The following is a 17,239-nucleotide window of genomic DNA, read 5'->3' as shown; positions in this document are numbered from 1 at the left end:
CGCGTCGCCGTGGAAGCGGGCCCGGACATGGAAGCGCCGCGAAACCACCCAGGTCGTGCGCCACCTGGTCGACGAGCGCGGTGGCTGACGGGGTGCGGCGGAACCGTACCGGGAGGACGCGGGAGCGGTGGGGTGCTCACTCGTCGTACAGGTCGTACAGGCATGAAAGGGCGACGACGCAACTGCGGGTCCAGCCGCGTTGTGCCGTCGCCCGCTCCCGGTGGTCGTCGCGCGCCGGGTAGCCGAAGGCGCCGGTGGGGTGCTGCTGGCAGAGCAGGAAGTCGACCCCGTCGCGGGTGATCCGGTGATCGGCCCAGCCGACCACCCCCAGCCCTTGAAGGAGCGCGGCGACCTCTTCGAGTCGGTAACTCCGGCAGGCGGCCGGCAGCGCGGCCGCGAACCGCTCCGCGACGGAACGCCAGACGGAGGCGTCGCCGCCGAGGCGAAGCGGTCGGCCGTCGGCGTACTGTGCCAAGGCCACGGCGGTGATCGCGGGCGAACGGTTCTCGGCCAGCAGGCTCGCCGGGTCGGTGGAGGCGAGGAGGGAGTCCGCCTGCTGCGCGGTGAGCCGACCCAGGTCCTGAAGCAGCCTGACTCCGCCGGCGGCGGTCGTGGGAACGGCGGTGAGTCCGGTGAGTGTTCCCGCCGTGTCCGTCAGGAACCGGTCGAGGGAGTCGCAGGCCAGTCCGCAGGCCGACAGTCCTCGCGCGCACTCGGCGACCGCGTCGACGCCCTGCTGCCCCCAGGCCACCGGCTGGGCGAGGGCGCCGTCGGCACGTTGCGCGAGACGTGTGAGAGTCCGGGCGGCGAGTTGCGGCTCCCCCACGGAGCGTGCGGCGCGCGAGGCCGCGCCGGCTGCCGGAACCGCGTCGTCGAAGGGCGCCTCGGGAGCGTCATCGGTCAGCCAGGCGATGGCGCGCCGGATCGCGGCTTCAAGTCGTCCCCTGCCGGCGGACCGGGGAGGTGAGGGGCGCGGCCGCCGGATCACGGCTGCGTCGCGGGCGAGGTGGCCGGCCAGCGCCGCGACGATCGTGGTGTGGTAGCCGGTGGCCCAGCCGCGGTATTCCGGATCGCCGTTCTCGAGTTCCGGCGGGAGGACGCCGTCCGGCCCGGCGACCCGCCCGCTGGGTTCCTGTACGTCGGCGAGAAACGCCCATGCCCGTTCCGTCTCGGGTGAGTCCCGGATCCCCAGGCACAGCAGGCAGCAGAGCAATTCGGCGACCAGGTCGGCGTTCTCCTTCCGGCGGCACAGAAGGCTGAGTGCCTCCAGTAGCTCCACGGCCTGCGGCAGATCGAATCCGGTGGGCCACCGGGGGGTGCGCCGACCGAAATCGGTGGCGTAGAACACGGTGTGCGTGATCGCGTAGACATCGCCGTCGCTCAGCTTCAGCACGGACGGATCCGCGCAGAGCAGGGAGAAAGGCAGGACAGCGTTGGCCTCCGGAATTCCGTGATCGATTCCGGCCAACTCCAGCGTGTGCAGCAGATCCAGCTGCCGAAAGGGAACACGCTCGAAACAGGCGGCGTAGCGCCCGGAGACCGCTTGGCCGATGAGGCGCTCGAATTCGCGGTCGGGCCGCCCGCACAACCGCTGTGACGCATAGGTGCCCGCGTACAAGAGCAGGGCCCGCTCGTCGCGTGCGACGAGCTCGCGGTACGAAGCCCGAGCCGCCACTGCGGTGACCTGGTCGAACAGCGTCTGATAGTCGGCGTCGTCGAAGGATCCGGACTCCGCCCGGGCGCGCAGTCCGACCAGCAACGCGACCTCGACGAGCGCCTTGCGGACGAACAGCACACGCCCCTCATCGGCGGCGTCGGGGTCGAAACGGGTGCGGTGTGCGGCCAGCCAGGAGACCGCTCCCTGTTCCACCGTGCGCCACGTGTCAGCCACAGCCGCCCCTGATGAGTCGATGTCACCCGGCCTTGCGCCTCGCCTGACGCGGGCGCCCCGTACGGCGCAGTCCGAGGCTAGGCCTGCGCGGCCTCCTCGGTCACGGACGGGACGACGAGCACGTACTTGTCCCAGGCCAGCACATAGCCGGAGATTTCTCCGAGCGTGGTGGTCGCACTGACCAACTGCTCCAGAGTGGTGTTCATGTCTATCAGTCCGCTGTTCTGGAGGAAGGCGAGAGCGGCTCGGGCGTCGACAGCTGGGCAGTTGGTCATGGCGAACCTCCACCGGGGCGATGATTTCCGCGGACTCCTATCCGCGGAATACTCATCCTCGATCGTGTCAATGATTTGAGCGGATGTCAGCAGTGAATGTTTGAATTCACCCGAGCAGTCCATCCTGGATATAATATTCCGTATCCTCGCTGTGCGGATTCGTCGATCGCGTCCACCGACACCGTCGCGTGGACGGATCGAGCGTCGGGTACGCCGTTCGGTCGTCGCTGACGCCGCCGGCCAGGCCCCTCCGGCGATGCGCCCTGTCGGGCGGTGCGGCCGCGGTACGCGGGGAAGCGGTCGTCGTGGCCGGGTGGACGGCACGTGCGGGATCGTTCCCGGGTAGCGCGCTCGGCCGTTCGGGTGAGAAGCAGACCTTTCGATGGCTGCCTTCTGTGGCCCTGTGGGTTACTCGTAGCGATTGCACCCGGTGGGCCGCCCATCCCTTGCCGGGGGAATGCGTCGGACCTCAGGAGACGCGTGCTCCCGGTCCGGCAGCCGTCGGGCGCCCCCGGTAAGGAGCCGACGTCGTGTCGGCCGTCGTGAACGCGACGGCCGTTGGACGTCGACGGTCCCCGCTTGATCGGAGGGGACGTCATGAGCTCAGCGGCTGACCGCCTGCCGGCAGGACCGGCGGCGAAGGACGCGACCGTGCCGGGCGGGGCGGGCCCACCGGAATCGCGGTCACCCCGAACGGCAGCCGCGCCCATGTGGCGAACAGCGCCGGTGGCGGCGTGAACGTGACCGACACCGCTGCGAGCAAGGTGGCATTCACCCCGAACGCTCCCTCCTCCTAGGTGAGCGACGACGGCGCGAACACGGTGAGCGTCATGACGCCCCCGCAGGCCGTCAGCCCGAACCGAGGACCCACCGGAGGCGGTGCCGGGCTCTGCCACCGCACTGCCGTCTCCGACACCGCGGCGCCTTCACCGCGCCCGCCCGGACCCCGGGCCCACCGCCCGGCTGACGCACGGACGTTCAACCGCTGCGCCCCGGCAGTCGCAGGCCGGATGCCCGCACAGGTGCGACCGGACCACACCAGAGGGCTCAAGCCACCACGAGCCCGGGTCCCAGCACACCCCCGACCCGTTCCCGGACACGCCGCACGCGGCCCCGTGGACGATCCACTCGACACCAGGGAGAAGCAATGAACCGCAGCAAGCTGGCGATCCGCGCGCTGGGCGCTCTCGGGGCGGCCGCCCTCATGGTCACCGGCCTGGCCGCCACCCCGGCAGCCGCGCGGACGTTCGTCCCGTGCACCACCGACGCGCTGGCGAGCGCCATCACCGACGCGAACACCTCCGGCGGCACGCTCGCCCTGGCCCCGGGCTGCATCTACGACCTGACCACCCCGCTGCCGTCCATCCAGAACACGATCACCATCAAGGGTCACGGCGCCACCATCACCCGTGACCCGGCCGCGCCGGCCTTCCGCATCCTCATGGTCGACTCGACGGGCAACCTGAGCCTTTGCGAGGCCATCATCGCCAACGGTGACGCGACGGGAGACTTCGGGGGCGGCATCCGCAACGACGGAACCCTCACCGTCAGTCGCAGCCTCATCCGCGACAACCACGCCGACCTCTACGGCGGGATCGGCGGCGCCACCGGGTCCACCACGAGCGTCGACCACAGCCTCATCAGCGGCAACAGCGCGCTCCACAACGGTGGCGGTCTGGGCAACGACGGCGACATGACCATCGACAAGAGCGCTGTCGTCAACAACAACGCGCTCGAGCTGGGCGGCGGAGTGGCCAACGACGGTACGCTGAACGTCTCGCGAAGCGACGTCGTCGACAACTCGGCTTCCGGGCCCACGGGTGCGGGCGGCGGAATCGCCAACTTCGGCGGTGCCGACGCCACCACCACGCTCACCCGGAGCAAGGTCGCCAGCAACTTCGCGACCAACGCCCCCGGAGGGGTCTACAACGACGGCGGCAGCGTCACGCTCGACTTCACCGCCGTGCTCGCCAACAACCCGACCAACTGCTTCGGCAGCCCCACCGCGGTCCCCGGCTGCGTGGCCTGACCCACCGGGCCCGCTGTCCGCAGCCTCCACACGTCGACGGCGGCCAGGCCTCGGCCGCCGTCGACGGCCGTCGCCCGGTCTCCGATGCCGCCGACGGCCAAGTGCCCCCGTGCGCCGACCCCGACGACGCGATCACCCCGCTGCGTCCGCTTCCCGCACGGAACCCGGGTGCCCGGTAGCACCGCAGCCGCACTGCGCCGCGGCCTCGCCGCCCCATCGACGTCCCGCCCGACCAGGCAGGCGACCAGTCCCGGGAGGAAGGCGCCGGGGTGGTCCCTCGTGTCTCCGGCACCGCAGGAGGGGGCCGCCCCGAGGACATGCCCCGTCGTCCAGGAGTCCGATGATGCCCGTTGACCATGGTCGATCCCGCAGGTCGCGGATCGGGATCGCCGTAGCGCTGACGATCTCGGCGGCAGCCGTTCTCGCCGTCTCCTCATGCGGTTCCTCCGGCGGAACCACGGAACCGGCGGTGACGATCTCGCCTTCCACGTCCGAGGGAACACCGGCACCGGCGACGGCCCCGCCCGCCGTGACGATGCCTCCAGTGCACGCCGGGTTCGACTACCAGATCGGCGGGCCGTACCAGCCGCCGGCCGGTGTGTCCGTCGTCAGCCGCGACCACGGGGCGTCCCCGGCACCCGGGATCTACAACATCTGCTACGTCAACGGCTTCCAGGCCCAGCCGGACGCAGAGCAGGAATGGGACCGGGACCTCCTGCTCCGGGACCAGGCCGGCAACGTCGTCTACGACACCACCTGGAACGAGGCGCTGCTGGACATCAGCACGGACACCAAGCGGCAGCGGATCGCTCTGAAGGTGGATGGCTGGATCGACGAGTGCGCCACCAAGGGCTTCAACGCCGTCGAGCCGGACAACTACGACAGCTACACACGGTCGGCCGAATTGCTGAGCGCGGCCGACGCCGAGGCGTACCAGTCCCTACTCGTCGCGCACGCGCACGGACAAGGCCTTGCCATCGCCCAGAAGAACGCGGCGGAGCTGGCCCCGGACCGGAAGCAACTGGGCCTCGACTTCGCGGTGGTGGAACAGTGCGGCACGTACGGCGAGTGCGACCGGTACACCGACGCGTTCGGCGACGGCGTATTCGACATCGAGTACGACGAGCAGGGCCTCCAGGCGGCGTGCACGACTTGGGGGACCCGCATCAGCATCGTGCGGCGCGACCTCGACGCCGTTCCACCGAGCGACCCCGGCTACCTGCGCCAGACCTGCTGAACCAGTCCACCCGTTTCCGGAAGCGGTGCCGATCGCTCCACGAAGCGCGGGGCGATCGGCTTCGATCACTGGAAGGAAGATCCGCCGTCGCAGTAATAGCCTAATGATCGGACTTTAAGGAGTGGGGCGTGTCGAATGGCGGAAACAACGCCCCATTCCATGTCGTGCGCATATCATTCGAGCGTGATCAAGGATGCCGATTCTCTGAAGAATTCGCAGGCCGCCGATATCGCCGAGAGTTCTCCGCCGAGTCGACGCGGGCTGCTCAAAACCACGGTTGCGGCAGTCGGTGCCGTAGGTTTCGCCGGCGCACTCGCGGACGGACATGCCTACGCCGTCGATTCTCCGTCCGGGCCGGGTGCTCTTCGAAGCCGCCGGCACCACCCGCATCCTTCACGGCCATCGGGAGAAGCGCTCGATCCGTCATCCGTACCCAAGTACAGAACGCCGCTGTTTCTTCTCGATAGGATGCCCGGCGAGGGCCGGGACTCCTACCACATCGCGATCCGTCAGTTCCGACAGCAAATGCTGCCGATCGGGATGCCGGCCACCACGGTCTGGGGTTACGGGGCCGTGGGCCACCCGCAATCATTTCATACGCCAGGCCTGACCATTGAAGCCCGTGTGGATCGACCGATCTCCGTGACATGGGTCAACGACCTCGTCACCTCGCGCGGCTTCTATCTGCCCCATCTATGCGCTGTGGACCCCACGTTGCATTGGGCGAACCCTCCTGGCGGAAGCGCCGGACGTGATTCCCGGCCGACCTTCTCAACCACTCCCGGGCCGTACACGGGACCTGTTCCCGTCGTCACCCATCTGCACGGGGGGTACAGCCGAGAAGAGAGTGACGGATACCCCGAAGCCTGGTACCTGCCGGCATCTCGTGATATTCCTCGTGACTATGCCCGCGTAGGCACCTATTACGATCGGTTCGCCGGGCGGTTCCGTGACCGTTACGGCGTCCGCTGGCGCCCCGGGTCGGCGACGTTCGCGTACAGCAATGATCAGCGTCCCACAACGCTCTGGTACCACGATCACGCTCTGGGCATGACCCGGGTGAATGTCTACGCGGGCCTTGCCGGTTTCTACCTGCTGCGAGGCGGACCCGCCGACCTCCCCTCGGGAGTGCTTCCCGGGCCGGCGTCCGGGCGAGACGGTGCCCACGGTGCCCACCCCTACGAAATCCCCCTGGTGGTTCAGGACAAGTCCTTCAAAGCGGACGGGTCGCTGTTCTTCCCCAGCAGTCGCGGATACTTCGGGGACACCCCGCCGGACGGTCCATGGATCCCCTCCACCGATATTCCGCCCATCTGGAACCCGGAGTTCTTCGGCACCACGATGGTCGTCAACGGGAACACCTGGCCGGTACTCAACGTGGAACCGCGGCGGTACCGCCTGCGCATCCTCAACGCGAGCAACGCCCGTACTCTCATCCTGAAGATCGCGGCTGACGCCACAGCCCCCCGCCCCGTCAGCCCCGCACTGCCCTTCTGGCAGATCGGAAACGACCAGGGATTCCTGCCGGCCCCGGTCCAGTCGGATCAACTCCTCTTGGCCCCCGCGGAGCGCGCCGACGTGGTGGTCGACTTCACCGGCACTCCGGTCGGCACCGGGCTCTACTTGATCAATGAAGGCCCGGACGAGGCGTACGACGGCGGCGCACCGGTCACCGACTTCACGCCGGCGAATATCACGACCACGGGGCAGGTCATGAAATTCACCGTCGTTTCCCTTGCCTCCACCGATACCAGCGTCCCGCCGTCACAGATCGTGCTTCCCCCGATCCCGGCGCTTCCCGAGAGTCGGACGGTCCGGAAGCTGTCACTCAACGAAGAGGACTCCGCGTACTTCACCGGCGCGCCCACGATGGACAAACTCGGCACGGTTTCGCCGAGTGGCTCAGCCACCCCGCTCCTGTGGTCGGACCCGGTCACCGAGACGCCGGTGAAGGACGACACGGAGATCTGGGAACTGTACAACTTCACCCCCGACGCGCACCCCATCCACATCCATCAGATCGGATTCCAGGTCCTCGGCCGCCAGGAAGTCACGGGCGGCGCGTCGTCACCCCCGCAACCGGGGGAAGGCGGATATAAGGACACCGTGATCGCATTGCCGGGTTATATCACCCGTGTCAAGGTTCGCTTTGGCATTGCGGGACGGTACGTCTGGCACTGTCACATCATGGACCATGAGGACAATGAAATGATGCGGCCGTTGCAGGTACTCGATCGGCACAGCCATTGAATCCTTTTCAGCGGTGATCACCCGGCGGCGGGGACGAAGGAAGCGGGAGTCCGCGACCGTGCCCCCGCCGGTCGGAAGCCTCACCGCGGCGGACAGGGCGGCGGCGAGGCGCTGCGCCGGCGGCGGACCAGCAGTGGGTCGTCGCTCACGCGTCCTCCCTGTATTCGCAGGGGTCAGCCGGTCGTGCTGCAACCGGTCGCACCGGTGCCCGTCTCCTCCCTGTAACGCGCAGGGGTCAACCGACCAATTCCTTCCGGTGGGGGCGGATGGAGGCACTCCGTAGCGAGAAGGTGGACCTGCCCGCCTGCGGCACCTTAGTGGTCGACGCTCGAAGTCCTTCGGGGGTTGATCAGGCTGCCAGGGCGACGGAGGATTCTTTTTGTCGGTCGGCGGGTGTGTGTCGGTCGAGCCGGGCCAGCAGATCGTCCAGGTCGGAGGTGGTGAACTTCCACTGGAACGGCTGTGCTGTGGCGTTGTAGCGGTCTTCGAATGCTCGGAGCCGGTCCCGGACCTGGGTCAGGTCCGTGAAGTCGTTGGGTGAGACGACCTTGCGTTGGACGATGGAGAAGAAGATCTCGATCTGATCGGTCCAGGAGGCGTGCACGGGGGTGTGGACCATGACCGCGTTCGGAAACGCCTTGGTCAGACGGTCGATGGCCTTCTTCCTCCGGTGGGAGGAGCCGTTGTCGACGATCCAGAAGACGCGTCTGGCGCTCGCGTAGGGCTCGGTGGTCATGACCTGGGTGACCAGGTTCATGAAGGGGACGATGCCGGTCTTCGGCTCGCAACGGCCGAACACCCGGGCGCGGTGGACGTCGTAGCCCACGTGCAGGTGGGTCTCGGCGGCGATCCTGGCATTACTCCGGCCACGTGCCGCGAAGAGGACGACTGCGGCACGCTGCCTGGCTTGGTGTGGAGTCTTGTGCCCGTAAGCCATCTTCTTCAGCCGGTGGCGCTCGGCGGCGGTCAGCACCACCGCCACGGCAGCGCGTATGGCCACGTACCCGTCCCCCGGATCCTGCGGCAGGCTGATAAGCCTGAATGATTTCGACTGTCCACCGCTCTTCCTTCTGCCTCGTTGGATCTCCAAGGAGGCAGAAGAAAGAGCGGTAGTGACCGGCATGTTGATGGCCCGCCGACCGTCAGGTCGGCGGGCCATCATGATCGTTGAAGGTTCGTCGGCGCCCAGGAAGGCGGTCGGTGGCCTACGCTCGTGTCTCGCGCGTCACCGAGGGGCGCGGGCGCTCACGCGGCGGACCGGACCTTGATCGCGTGGCTGAGGGCGGTCTGCTCATCGTCGGGAAGGCGACGCTCGGCGTGGAGCATGCGCATGGCGGCGGTGATCTGTTCCTCGTCCTCGGGTGTACCGAGGCTGCCCATGTACGGGGGCAACAGCAAACTCAGAGCTTCGAGGTCCGCGCGTGCGCAGAGCTTGGTGAGGAGTTCGCCGACCGGGTCTTCGTGCTGCTGTGGTGCGGCCGGAGTGGTGGCACGCAGTCCCGCGGCGATGCGGTAGCGGAGCCATTGCTGGTGGGGGCCGGTTGGGACGTCGTCGATGTGCTTGGCGGCGGACTCGAAGTGTTCGCGGGCCTGGTCGATCTGGCCCAGGTCCCGGTGGGCCCGGGCCATGTTGCCGTGAAGGGAGGCGTAGAAGCCGCGGACACGGTCGTCGCCGACCTTGTCGGCCCGGTTCAGGCACTCCTGGTTCCAGTGCAGGGTCTCCTGCGGTGTGGGCTGGTGCCGGGCGAGGTAGTGCGCGGCGATGCAGGCGTCGTAGTCGTCCTCGGCTGCTTCCCACGCTTGAAGGAACAGGTCGCGGGCTCGGGCGTCTCGTCCTTCGGTCTCGGCCTGCATGCCCTGGACGCACAGCTGCACGACGATGTTCTCGGGGTCGGTCATGGTTCTCCTGAGGTGATGAGGGCGCGGTGTCAAGGGGGGATCAGCTGGAGGTGTTGAGGGCGACCGGCATGACCAGGGTGGTGAAGCTGCCCTGGTCCGCGGAGCGCACCACGACAGGTCGGTCCGCGGCGGCGATCTCCAGCAGGACGTCGGGCCCGACGCTGGCCTCCAGAGCGGGAGCCAGGACGGCAGGGTCGAAGCCGATCCGCTGCGGCAGGTCTTGATGGCAGACCGCGGGCAGGGTGGTGGCGATGGAGCGATCGGGAAGAGAGATGGTCATCTCGTCCCCCGAGAAGCTCAGAGCGATACGTGCAGCGTCGCCGTGACTGTTGACCGCGTCGCGAAGGGCCAGGCGATCCACGATCACGCGGTATTCGGGCGGGGCCAGAGCCGAGAGCATCTCGCGGTAGTCAGGGAACTGGTCATCGACCGTCACCAGGACACGGGACTCTGACGTGCTGCGTGCTCGGGTCCGGTCCGGTCCGACCTGAATAGTGACCTGATGGAATCGCGCCGCCCATTGCCCGAACTCGATCAGGTCAGCCGCGTGCACCAGCAGACGGCAGGGCCCTCCCTCGAGGGCCGCAGGCCTCAGGACACGCATCGACAGGCGATAGCGATCGGTAGCCACCAGGTGGACCTCGCCGTCATCGATCTCGATGAGGACGCAGCCAAGTGCAGGGCGTTCCACGTCGGAGGCTGCGGCCGGGACCACCTGGCGGACAGCGCTGGCCAACTCCACGCCGCCGATTCGCGCTTCCGTCTTGCTGTCGGCAGTCGAGAGGGATCGCAGAGCCGCCGCGATGGCGGTCTTGGCCGCCTGCGTCCGGTCCCGCATCCTCTCCAGGTGCCGCTCCAGCACCTCTCGACCCTCGTGCTCGGGCCCGTCGAGCACCACGGCAACCTCAGCCAGCGGCAGTCCCGCATCTCGCAGACCGCGTAGGAGAGCGGCACGGGCCTCCTGCGCAGGGCTGTAAAAGCGGTATCCAGTCGCGCCGTCAACCCACGCCGGCCGCAGGACACGGCAGTCGTCGTAGAAACGCAGGGCGCTCGGAGCGAGACCGACCCGCCGCGCGAAGGCGCTAATGCTGAGTAGTTCCGTGGTGCCGTCCATGGCCCCGATTGTCGACGTTCATCCAACTTGAAGGTCAACTCGCCCTTCGCCCGGGTTCCACGCCTTCACCTGGCACAAGAGCTTCCTCAGCGTCAACCCCCGAAGGACTTCCAAACTCGACCACTTAGGCGATGAGCAGGGCCGACCGGAGCCGGGGCTCCCTGAGGTGGGCGAGGAGCTGCGGGTCGTCCTCGAAGAGGATCTCGGCGGCGGGGTCGAGTGCCTGGTGCAGCATGGCCTGCACCACGTCGGCTATCGGCTGTTCGTTGACCACCGTGGCCCAGTGGGCGGCGGCATCGTGGTCGCCCTGGGCGGTGGCATGGGCCCACTGGGCGACGCAGGCCTTCGTGACGTGGAAGGCGTTGACCCGGCCCTTGGCCAGCAGGCCTCGGTTGAGGTCGAACAGGTCGATGGTGGCCTGGCCTCGGGGGGTGAGCGGGTGGTAGATGCCGGCTGCCAGGACCAGGCGCAGGTGCGGTGTCGGGTCTTCGGCCGTGGGGTCGATGAGGAGCGGCCTGCCGCCTTCGTCGAGTGGGAACGCGGCGCGCTTCAGGTGGCTGTTGCACAGCGAGCAGGCGAGGACGTGGTTGGTCCAGTCGAAGGCTCGCATCGGGTGGCGGTCGATCGGTTCGAAGTGGTCGATGTCGGTGCCCTGGTTGTCCCCGCAGTACATGCACCGCTCGCGCCCGGCGGCCATCTCCGCGAGGAGGTCCCGCAGCGGCGCGTGCACGTGGGTTCGGACCGTCGTGTGGTTCCAGAGCTTTCGCGCCCTGATCTCCGGTTCCGGGGCCAGCACGATCTCGCAGGTGCACTCGGCCATGCGGGAGCGCGGCGGCTCGGGCAGGGGTGGCCGCCGGATCCGGATCACGCGACGTGCCCGGTCAGGGAGTGCAGCCGTGCGGCGACCTCGTCGACCCGGGCGGAGGGCGAGCTGGTGAGCGTCCGCTTCAGCCGGCGGTAGCGCTCGCGTTCCTGCTCGTCGGCCTCGCCGGCCACGATCTTCATCTCCAGCGTGACCAGGAGGGCCCGGGCCTCGTCCGCGCGCTGCGAGTACGGGGTGTCGAGGCCGAAGAGCTCGGACAGCACCGCGTCGTCGCCGCTGCCGAACACCACCCGGTCGTACAGGTCCGCGTCCACGACTTCGGGGGCTTCGTCGACGTCGGGGCCGGGCAGGCGGATCAGTCCGGCTGGGTCGGCCGCCTGGCAGATGTAGGGGCTGTGGGTGGTGACCAGGAACTGCACCAGCGGGAAGTGCTGCTTGAGCCACCCCCCGATGCGCTTCTGCCAGGACACGTGCAGGTGCGCGTCGATCTCGTCGATGATCACGACACCGGGGACGGTCACGACCGGGTGGCCGCTGTCGCGTTCGACGTGTAGGGCGCCGTAGGTGTCGTGGAGCTGCTTGAGGATGTCGACCACGAGCGCGGCGACGGTGCGGTAGCCGTCGCTCATCTCCCGCAGGGCGAACGACCGGCCGCCGTGGGCGACCCACAGGCCGTCGGAGTCGACGTCCCCGATGGTGTAGTCGTCGGGCAGGAGGTCGTCGCCGAGGATCTCCAGGGCGGTGCGCTTCAGCTCGGCCGCGCCCGGGCGGTTCTCGAGGGACCGCAGGTGCTGTTCGATGAGCCAGCTGACGCCTTCGGCCAGCGAGGCGTCCTCGTGGAAGAGGCTGGTCAACCGGGCCACGGCGCCCGACCCCGCCATGCGCCGCTGGACCTCCCCCGACCCTCCGACGAGACGGCGGAACGGCCCGTAGCCCGCGCAGAACCAGCCCACCGGGTTGTCCGCCCACGGCCCCCGTTGGGCAGCCGTCGGCGCCTTCTTGTACGCCACCGGGCCCAGGGCCGGCTGGGCGTGACGGCCGGCCGCGGTGGCGGCGTCCGGCGCGGTCCACTTCAGGCCCGCCCAGAACGCGTCGGCCGGGGGCCGTCCCGTGGTGAACCCGTCCTCGGACGGGTCGCGGTGGAGGCGGACCTCCGCGACCGCCTGCGACCGCTCGTCGCTGATCCACGAGTCGAAGCCGGTGACCAGCCCGCGTGCCGCGCTCGGTCCGCTGACCGCCAGGGCGACGGCGCGCAGCAGGGTGGACTTGCCGGACCCGTTGCGGCCCGCCAGCACCGTCCACCCGGCGTAGGAGCCGTCGGGCCGGGTCAGGTCGAGGTCCACCTCACGGGCGCCGCGGAACCCGCGCACGTTCCGCACCCGCACGTTCTTGAGGTACATGCCCCGCCGTCCTCCAGCCCTCTTCTTTCACGGTGCACCCCGCTCCGGGGCTGCTGCGACGACTCTATCCGCGCCGCGACTTGTGACGGAGAAGGTCTTCTGTCCGGAGGTCCTCGGGTAGGCCGAGGTGGGTTCCGTCGCCCACAACTATGCTCTCGGCGCATGACCGCCGCTTCGCCCGAGTCCCCTGCGTCGCTCCAGCATCCTGGAATCGCCGAAGAGCCGGCGGACGACGATGCGTTGATCGAGAAGCTGCGTTTCCGGGCCTGGGATCCGGGGCGGCGCTTCGACAGGGCGAAGGTGCCGAGCGCCTGGATCGCGGAGCGCTACGGCGCCGGCTGGTTCGACCCCGGCCACACCCGGGCCTGCGGGGGACAGGCGGCGATGGGTCGGTTCGGCTCGAATCCTGGGCCGAAGAAGTGACCGCGTATTACGCGGACGCCCCGCGCGGGCCGTTGTTCCCGCCAGTCACCATGGCCGAGGTCGAGGACGTCGAACGCAAGGCGAGCAGGCCGCGGGCGGTGTAGCTCAGCCGACGGAACTGCAGGACGGCGTTGGGAAGCACGGTGAAGTGGCGTGCGTGTTCGGTACGATGGACGCGCATCGGGAGGTTCTGCTCCTGGTGCCGGGCCCCGGGGTGTTGGTAGCACCGCCGGGGTCAACTGTTTTCTGTTGGGGTTACGGAACGTACCACGGCGCTCACAGCAGCGATGATGCTTTTTCGCAACGGGTCTGAGGAAACGTCACTGCGGTCCGCCTGGTGTTCGGACCTGCACGGATGAGTAGCCGTACTCATGCGACGGCCAGAGCGGTTCGGCGAGGCTCTACCCGTCCTCACCAGCCGCTTCCCCCGGAGAGACCGCGATGACCGCAGTGCCCGTAGCCCCTGCCGGCCGCCTCCTACCCGTGCGGCTTCTGCCGGTTCGGCTGGCGCAGGCCGGGGCCTGGCTCTGGGGCGTCGCGCCCTTCTGCGTTCTGGCCCTGCGGCCTTCCCCCGGAAACCACCTGCCACCCCGGGACCAGTGGGGCTCCGCCGAGGAGGAGACCGCCGAACTCAACAATCTCGTCGCGGGGTTCACCGGCTTCCTGATCCTCAGCTTCGCTGCAGCCGTCGTGTGCTTCTGGGTCTACGCCACCATCTGCCTCCGCCGGGGATCGCGGGACGCTCCGGTTCTCGTCGTCGTCACCGCGCTGGGCAGCGCCCTCCTGGCCGTCGCCGGCACCAACCGGATCTTCCACAGCCTGCTCGACGCCCGTCCCCTCGGCATCCTCGTCCCGCTCCTGTCCGTGAGCCTGGCCACCCTAGTGGTCACACTCCGGACCCGGCCGCGGCACCTGCCCGCCACCGCATCCTGAGCCGGGCAGTCAGGCTCAGGGCGGCCCGCTCGTCCCCTCGGCCCACACACACGCCGACCGGTCCTCGCGTCGACGTACTCCGCGAGGCGACCCCACTTCCCGTCCCACTCGGGCAGGGCAAGCCCGATCCCCTCGGCCGTACGCCTCAGCGCAGCCCGGAGGGCTCCGTCAGCGTCCCAGCCGTCCTCGCCAAGCCCCGCCCCGGAGTTCATCGCCCCAGTGTGCCCGAACCACCCCCACCTGATGGCCTGCTTTCCGATCACCGGATCGTCGGTCCGGTCGTGCCGTTGACTGACACGCGATGGGCGCGCACAGAGCCGTTGTTTGTTGGACCAGACGCCGAAGCGGGGCGGGCTGACCACCGAGATCCACCTCGCGGCGAACAGCCGCAGAACTGGCGCGGCCTGGCGACCCGCTTCGAGAACACCGCCACCGTGTTCCGCGCCGGACTCCACATCGCCGGCGTCTTCATCCGGTCCGCCCGCGGATCCGAAGTAACGCCCTAGCCGCGCTCGGGTTCGTCGTCGTGGACGGTCAGCGCTCCGGCGAGGTCGAGGTCCGCGCCGGTGCCGTGCGCCCCGGCGCGGACGAGCAGCACGGCGCCGAGCGCGGTGCTCCAGAACGTCCTGGCCTCCACGTCGAGCGGTCGACCGACCCTCCAGCCGCGGCCCTCGACGAGCTGGCTCACGAAGCGCTCGGACTGCCGGAACAGCAACTGGAGGTGCCGGTCGACCACGGGGGCGAGTTCGGGCTTGGAGATCGCGGCGGCGAGTGCTCGCGCGACCGACGGGAGCGAGGGCATGGCCAGTACGGCGCGAGCGATGTTGCGCCGGAAGGTCGCCGCGTCGGGGGCCTGGCGACCGATGCGCTCGATCCGTCGGGCGTCGTGCAGCAGGCCGAGGAAGGCGGCGTGCACGAGCAGCGAGTCCTTGGAACCGAAGTAGTAGGTGACCTGGTTGGGGAAGACGCCCGCCGCGTTCGCGATCTCCGCGACGCTCAGCTCGGCGCCGGGCCGTTCCTCGCACAGCCGTGCGGTCGCCTCGATCAGCTGGCGTCTCGTCGCGCGACCGCGGTCACGCGACCGCGCCGACGTCGGCCGGGCCTCGGTTCGCTTCTTCTCCACACCCGAATTGTATGTGATACAACTTGGCTGTTCGCTTGTATCGCATACAAGAAAGGCCGAAGGGCATGCACCGCACTGAAGTCGTCGTGACCGGACTCGGCGCGACCACACCGCTCGGCGCAGACGTGGAGTCCACCTGGAACGCCCTGCTCGCCGGCGAGTCCGGCATCCGCGGCGGCGCCCTGCGCGGCCACGAGGACGCCGGCCTTCCCGACACCGCCGCGGGGACGATGGCGATCGACCCCGCCGAGTCCCTGCCGCCGGTGCGGGCCAGGCGGCTCGACCGCTCGCAGCAGGCGGCACTCATCGCCGCCGCCGAGGCCTGGGCCGACGCCGGTGCCCCGCAGGTGGACCCGGACCGGCTCGCCTCGGCGATCGGCACGGGCATCGGGGGCGTACGGACCCTGCTGAGGGAGGACGACGCACTGGAGTCGGCCGGGACGCGGCGTGTCTCGCCCCGCACGGTACCGATGCTCATGCCCAACGCGGCGGCGGCGCTGATCAGCATCGAATACGGCGCACGGGCCGGCGTCTACACGCCCGTCTCGGCGTGCTCCTCCGGTGCCGAGGCGATCGCCCTGGGGGCCAGGCTCATCCGCGCCGGCGAGGCGGACGTGGTCATCGCGGGCGGGACCGAGGCCGCGATCACCCCGATCACCGTCGCCGGCTTCGCCCAGGCACAGGCACTATCGCGGTACACCGCCGAACCCGCCTCGGCGTCCCGGCCGTTCGCCGCGGACCGCAGCGGATTCGTCCTCAGCGAGGGCGCCGCCGTCGTGGTCCTCGAAAGCGCCGAGCACGCCGACGCCCGGGGCGCGCGCGTCCACGCGGTGCTCGCGGGAGCCGGCATCGCCGCCGACGCCCACCACATCACGGCACCCGCCCCCGACGGCTCCGGCCAGGTCTCCGCCATGCGCAAGGCCCTCGCACAAGCCGGTCTGGCCCCCGAGCAGATCAGCCACATCAACGCCCACGCCACCGGAACCCCGACCGGCGACGTCGCCGAGGCACACGCCATCAGGCAGGTCTTCGGCCGCGCCACCGTCACCGCCCCCAAGGCGGCACTCGGCCATCTCTTCGGCGCCGCCGGCGCGATCGAGGCACTCATCGCCGTCCTCAGCGTGGAACACGGCGTCATCCCGCCGACCCGCAACCTCACCGCAGCCGGCGTCGGACCCGACATCGACCTCGACGTCGTCACAACGCGACGAGACGTCCCCCAGCAGGCCGTGCTCAGCAACTCCTTCGGCTTCGGCGGACAGAACGTCTCACTCATCGTCACCGGCGCACGGCACCGCACGCCCCGTACGGTCCCGGCGACACCATGAGCCACGCGAACGCGCCCTTGTCCGTGGAGGGTCGCCGCCGATCGAACGTCAAGACCCGTCCGCTCGCGCATGTCGCGGTCTCACGCCGCCTGGCCGCCCTCGCTCCGAACCCACGGAAGTTCATCGACCCCAACGGCAACGCCGACCGAGAGCTGCAGACGATCGCTGCTCGACGGTCGCGGAGGTCGAAGCACAGTACGGTGTCGCGTTGCCCGACGAGTACCGCACGTACTACCGCAAGGTCTTCGGGGACGCCGGCGACGAAGTCTGGCACCTGGAACGCGGGCGGGGCGCGGTCCTCATCAGCGACAACGGATGCGGGATGACCGGCTGGCTCATCGTGGTCGGCCCGCACCGCGGGGAGGTCCGCGATCGGGACTGCGCGGTCAACCCGCCCTTCGAGCCGTACCTTGACACAAGGGGAAACCGACACGCCTTCCGCACCGGGTAGCTCGAGTGGCTTGAGCAACGCGAGAGGGCAACTCGATGATCAAGGGATGTCGCTTGGCTGGGT

General features: G+C 69.3%; 16 protein-coding genes. 7 read left to right on the top strand and 9 right to left on the bottom strand.

The window, feature by feature from the left end:
• Window positions 1-136 precede the first annotated feature (136 nt).
• Both O1G21_RS40750 and O1G21_RS40745 read right to left on the bottom strand, forming a co-directional pair.
• A complete protein-coding gene (locus tag O1G21_RS40750; RefSeq protein WP_270151880.1) occupies window positions 137-1,891 on the bottom strand; it encodes a DUF6895 family protein in 1,755 nt (584 codons plus the stop codon).
• A 77-nt stretch (window positions 1,892-1,968) separates the two neighbouring features.
• Window positions 1,969-2,166 carry a hypothetical protein gene (locus O1G21_RS40745; RefSeq protein ID WP_270151879.1) on the bottom strand — a complete coding sequence of 66 codons (198 nt, stop codon included), beginning with the start codon at window positions 2,164-2,166 and terminating at the stop codon, window positions 1,969-1,971.
• 1,147 nt (window positions 2,167-3,313) lie between these two features.
• On the opposite strand from O1G21_RS40745, the gene O1G21_RS40740 reads away from it, so the two are divergent.
• The 3 genes from O1G21_RS40740 (at window position 3,314) to O1G21_RS40730 (ending at window position 7,682) form a co-directional block, all read left to right on the top strand.
• Entirely contained in the window at window positions 3,314-4,195 is an 882-nt protein-coding gene (locus O1G21_RS40740) for a hypothetical protein (RefSeq protein ID WP_270151877.1), read from the top strand.
• Between the two features lie 343 nt (window positions 4,196-4,538).
• Window positions 4,539-5,432 (top strand): endo alpha-1,4 polygalactosaminidase, encoded by an 894-nt coding sequence (locus O1G21_RS40735; protein WP_270151875.1) that lies wholly within the window; start codon window positions 4,539-4,541, stop codon window positions 5,430-5,432.
• 183 nt (window positions 5,433-5,615) lie between these two features.
• Window positions 5,616-7,682 (top strand): multicopper oxidase family protein, encoded by a 2,067-nt coding sequence (locus O1G21_RS40730; protein ID WP_270151873.1) that lies wholly within the window; start codon window positions 5,616-5,618, stop codon window positions 7,680-7,682.
• Window positions 7,683-8,031: 349 nt separating this feature from the next.
• Here the strand turns inward: O1G21_RS40730 and O1G21_RS40725 are convergent, their stop codons facing one another.
• From O1G21_RS40725 to O1G21_RS40705, 5 genes are all read right to left on the bottom strand, one after another.
• Window positions 8,032-8,682 (bottom strand): transposase, encoded by a 651-nt coding sequence (locus O1G21_RS40725; RefSeq protein ID WP_405000860.1) that lies wholly within the window; start codon window positions 8,680-8,682, stop codon window positions 8,032-8,034.
• A 245-nt stretch (window positions 8,683-8,927) separates the two neighbouring features.
• Complete coding sequence (locus tag O1G21_RS40720) at window positions 8,928-9,581, bottom strand: hypothetical protein (RefSeq protein ID WP_270151871.1); 654 nt, start codon at window positions 9,579-9,581, stop codon at window positions 8,928-8,930.
• A gap of 40 nt (window positions 9,582-9,621) precedes the next feature.
• A complete protein-coding gene (locus O1G21_RS40715) occupies window positions 9,622-10,695 on the bottom strand; it encodes a DNA polymerase III subunit beta family protein (protein ID WP_270151869.1) in 1,074 nt (357 codons plus the stop codon).
• 124 nt (window positions 10,696-10,819) lie between these two features.
• Entirely contained in the window at window positions 10,820-11,515 is a 696-nt protein-coding gene (locus O1G21_RS40710; protein WP_270151868.1) for an HNH endonuclease, read from the bottom strand.
• Window positions 11,516-11,559: 44 nt separating this feature from the next.
• On the bottom strand, window positions 11,560-12,918 hold the full coding sequence (locus O1G21_RS40705; protein WP_270151866.1) for an AAA family ATPase: 1,359 nt from the start codon (window positions 12,916-12,918) through the stop codon (window positions 11,560-11,562).
• A gap of 162 nt (window positions 12,919-13,080) precedes the next feature.
• On the opposite strand from O1G21_RS40705, the gene O1G21_RS40700 reads away from it, so the two are divergent.
• Complete coding sequence (locus O1G21_RS40700) at window positions 13,081-13,341, top strand: hypothetical protein (protein WP_270151864.1); 261 nt, start codon at window positions 13,081-13,083, stop codon at window positions 13,339-13,341.
• Window positions 13,342-13,348: 7 nt separating this feature from the next.
• On the opposite strand, the gene O1G21_RS40695 is transcribed toward O1G21_RS40700, so the two are convergent.
• Window positions 13,349-13,522 carry a hypothetical protein gene (locus O1G21_RS40695; protein WP_270151863.1) on the bottom strand — a complete coding sequence of 58 codons (174 nt, stop codon included), beginning with the start codon at window positions 13,520-13,522 and terminating at the stop codon, window positions 13,349-13,351.
• Between the two features lie 302 nt (window positions 13,523-13,824).
• On the opposite strand from O1G21_RS40695, the gene O1G21_RS40690 reads away from it, so the two are divergent.
• Window positions 13,825-14,274: a hypothetical protein gene (locus O1G21_RS40690; RefSeq protein ID WP_270151861.1), complete on the top strand. Its 450-nt coding sequence runs from the start codon at window positions 13,825-13,827 to the stop codon at window positions 14,272-14,274.
• A 502-nt stretch (window positions 14,275-14,776) separates the two neighbouring features.
• On the opposite strand, the gene O1G21_RS40685 is transcribed toward O1G21_RS40690, so the two are convergent.
• On the bottom strand, window positions 14,777-15,397 hold the full coding sequence (locus O1G21_RS40685) for a TetR/AcrR family transcriptional regulator C-terminal domain-containing protein (RefSeq protein WP_270151860.1): 621 nt from the start codon (window positions 15,395-15,397) through the stop codon (window positions 14,777-14,779).
• A 65-nt stretch (window positions 15,398-15,462) separates the two neighbouring features.
• On the opposite strand from O1G21_RS40685, the gene O1G21_RS40680 reads away from it, so the two are divergent.
• Both O1G21_RS40680 and O1G21_RS40675 read left to right on the top strand, forming a co-directional pair.
• The gene (locus O1G21_RS40680) at window positions 15,463-16,725 is read left to right on the top strand and encodes a beta-ketoacyl-[acyl-carrier-protein] synthase family protein (RefSeq protein WP_270151859.1); all 1,263 of its coding nucleotides are present in this window, start codon (window positions 15,463-15,465) and stop codon (window positions 16,723-16,725) included.
• Window positions 16,726-16,933: 208 nt separating this feature from the next.
• Window positions 16,934-17,176, top strand: a complete 243-nt coding sequence (locus tag O1G21_RS40675) for a hypothetical protein (protein WP_270151858.1) — start codon at window positions 16,934-16,936, stop codon at window positions 17,174-17,176.
• Window positions 17,177-17,239 lie beyond the last annotated feature (63 nt).

The organism is Kitasatospora cathayae (genome assembly GCF_027627435.1).
GTDB lineage: Bacteria > Actinomycetota > Actinomycetes > Streptomycetales > Streptomycetaceae > Kitasatospora > Kitasatospora cathayae.
Note: the sequence above shows the minus strand (reverse complement) of the source record. Positions and strands in the feature narration are given on the sequence as shown.

Excerpts from the sequence above, each read along its gene's own strand:
- O1G21_RS40715 (WP_270151869.1), bottom strand. The coding sequence starts at position 10,695 with ATGGACGGCACCACGGAACTACTCAGCATTAGCGCCTTCGCGCGGCGG.
- O1G21_RS40695 (WP_270151863.1), bottom strand. The coding sequence starts at position 13,522 with ATGCGCGTCCATCGTACCGAACACGCACGCCACTTCACCGTGCTTCCC.
- O1G21_RS40710 (WP_270151868.1), bottom strand. The coding sequence starts at position 11,515 with ATGGCCGAGTGCACCTGCGAGATCGTGCTGGCCCCGGAACCGGAGATC.
- O1G21_RS40735 (WP_270151875.1), top strand. The coding sequence starts at position 4,539 with ATGCCCGTTGACCATGGTCGATCCCGCAGGTCGCGGATCGGGATCGCC.
- O1G21_RS40720 (WP_270151871.1), bottom strand. The coding sequence starts at position 9,581 with ATGACCGACCCCGAGAACATCGTCGTGCAGCTGTGCGTCCAGGGCATG.
- O1G21_RS40700 (WP_270151864.1), top strand. The coding sequence starts at position 13,081 with ATGACCGCCGCTTCGCCCGAGTCCCCTGCGTCGCTCCAGCATCCTGGA.
- O1G21_RS40680 (WP_270151859.1), top strand. The coding sequence starts at position 15,463 with ATGCACCGCACTGAAGTCGTCGTGACCGGACTCGGCGCGACCACACCG.
- O1G21_RS40745 (WP_270151879.1), bottom strand. The coding sequence starts at position 2,166 with ATGACCAACTGCCCAGCTGTCGACGCCCGAGCCGCTCTCGCCTTCCTC.
- O1G21_RS40705 (WP_270151866.1), bottom strand. The coding sequence starts at position 12,918 with ATGTACCTCAAGAACGTGCGGGTGCGGAACGTGCGCGGGTTCCGCGGC.
- O1G21_RS40740 (WP_270151877.1), top strand. The coding sequence starts at position 3,314 with ATGAACCGCAGCAAGCTGGCGATCCGCGCGCTGGGCGCTCTCGGGGCG.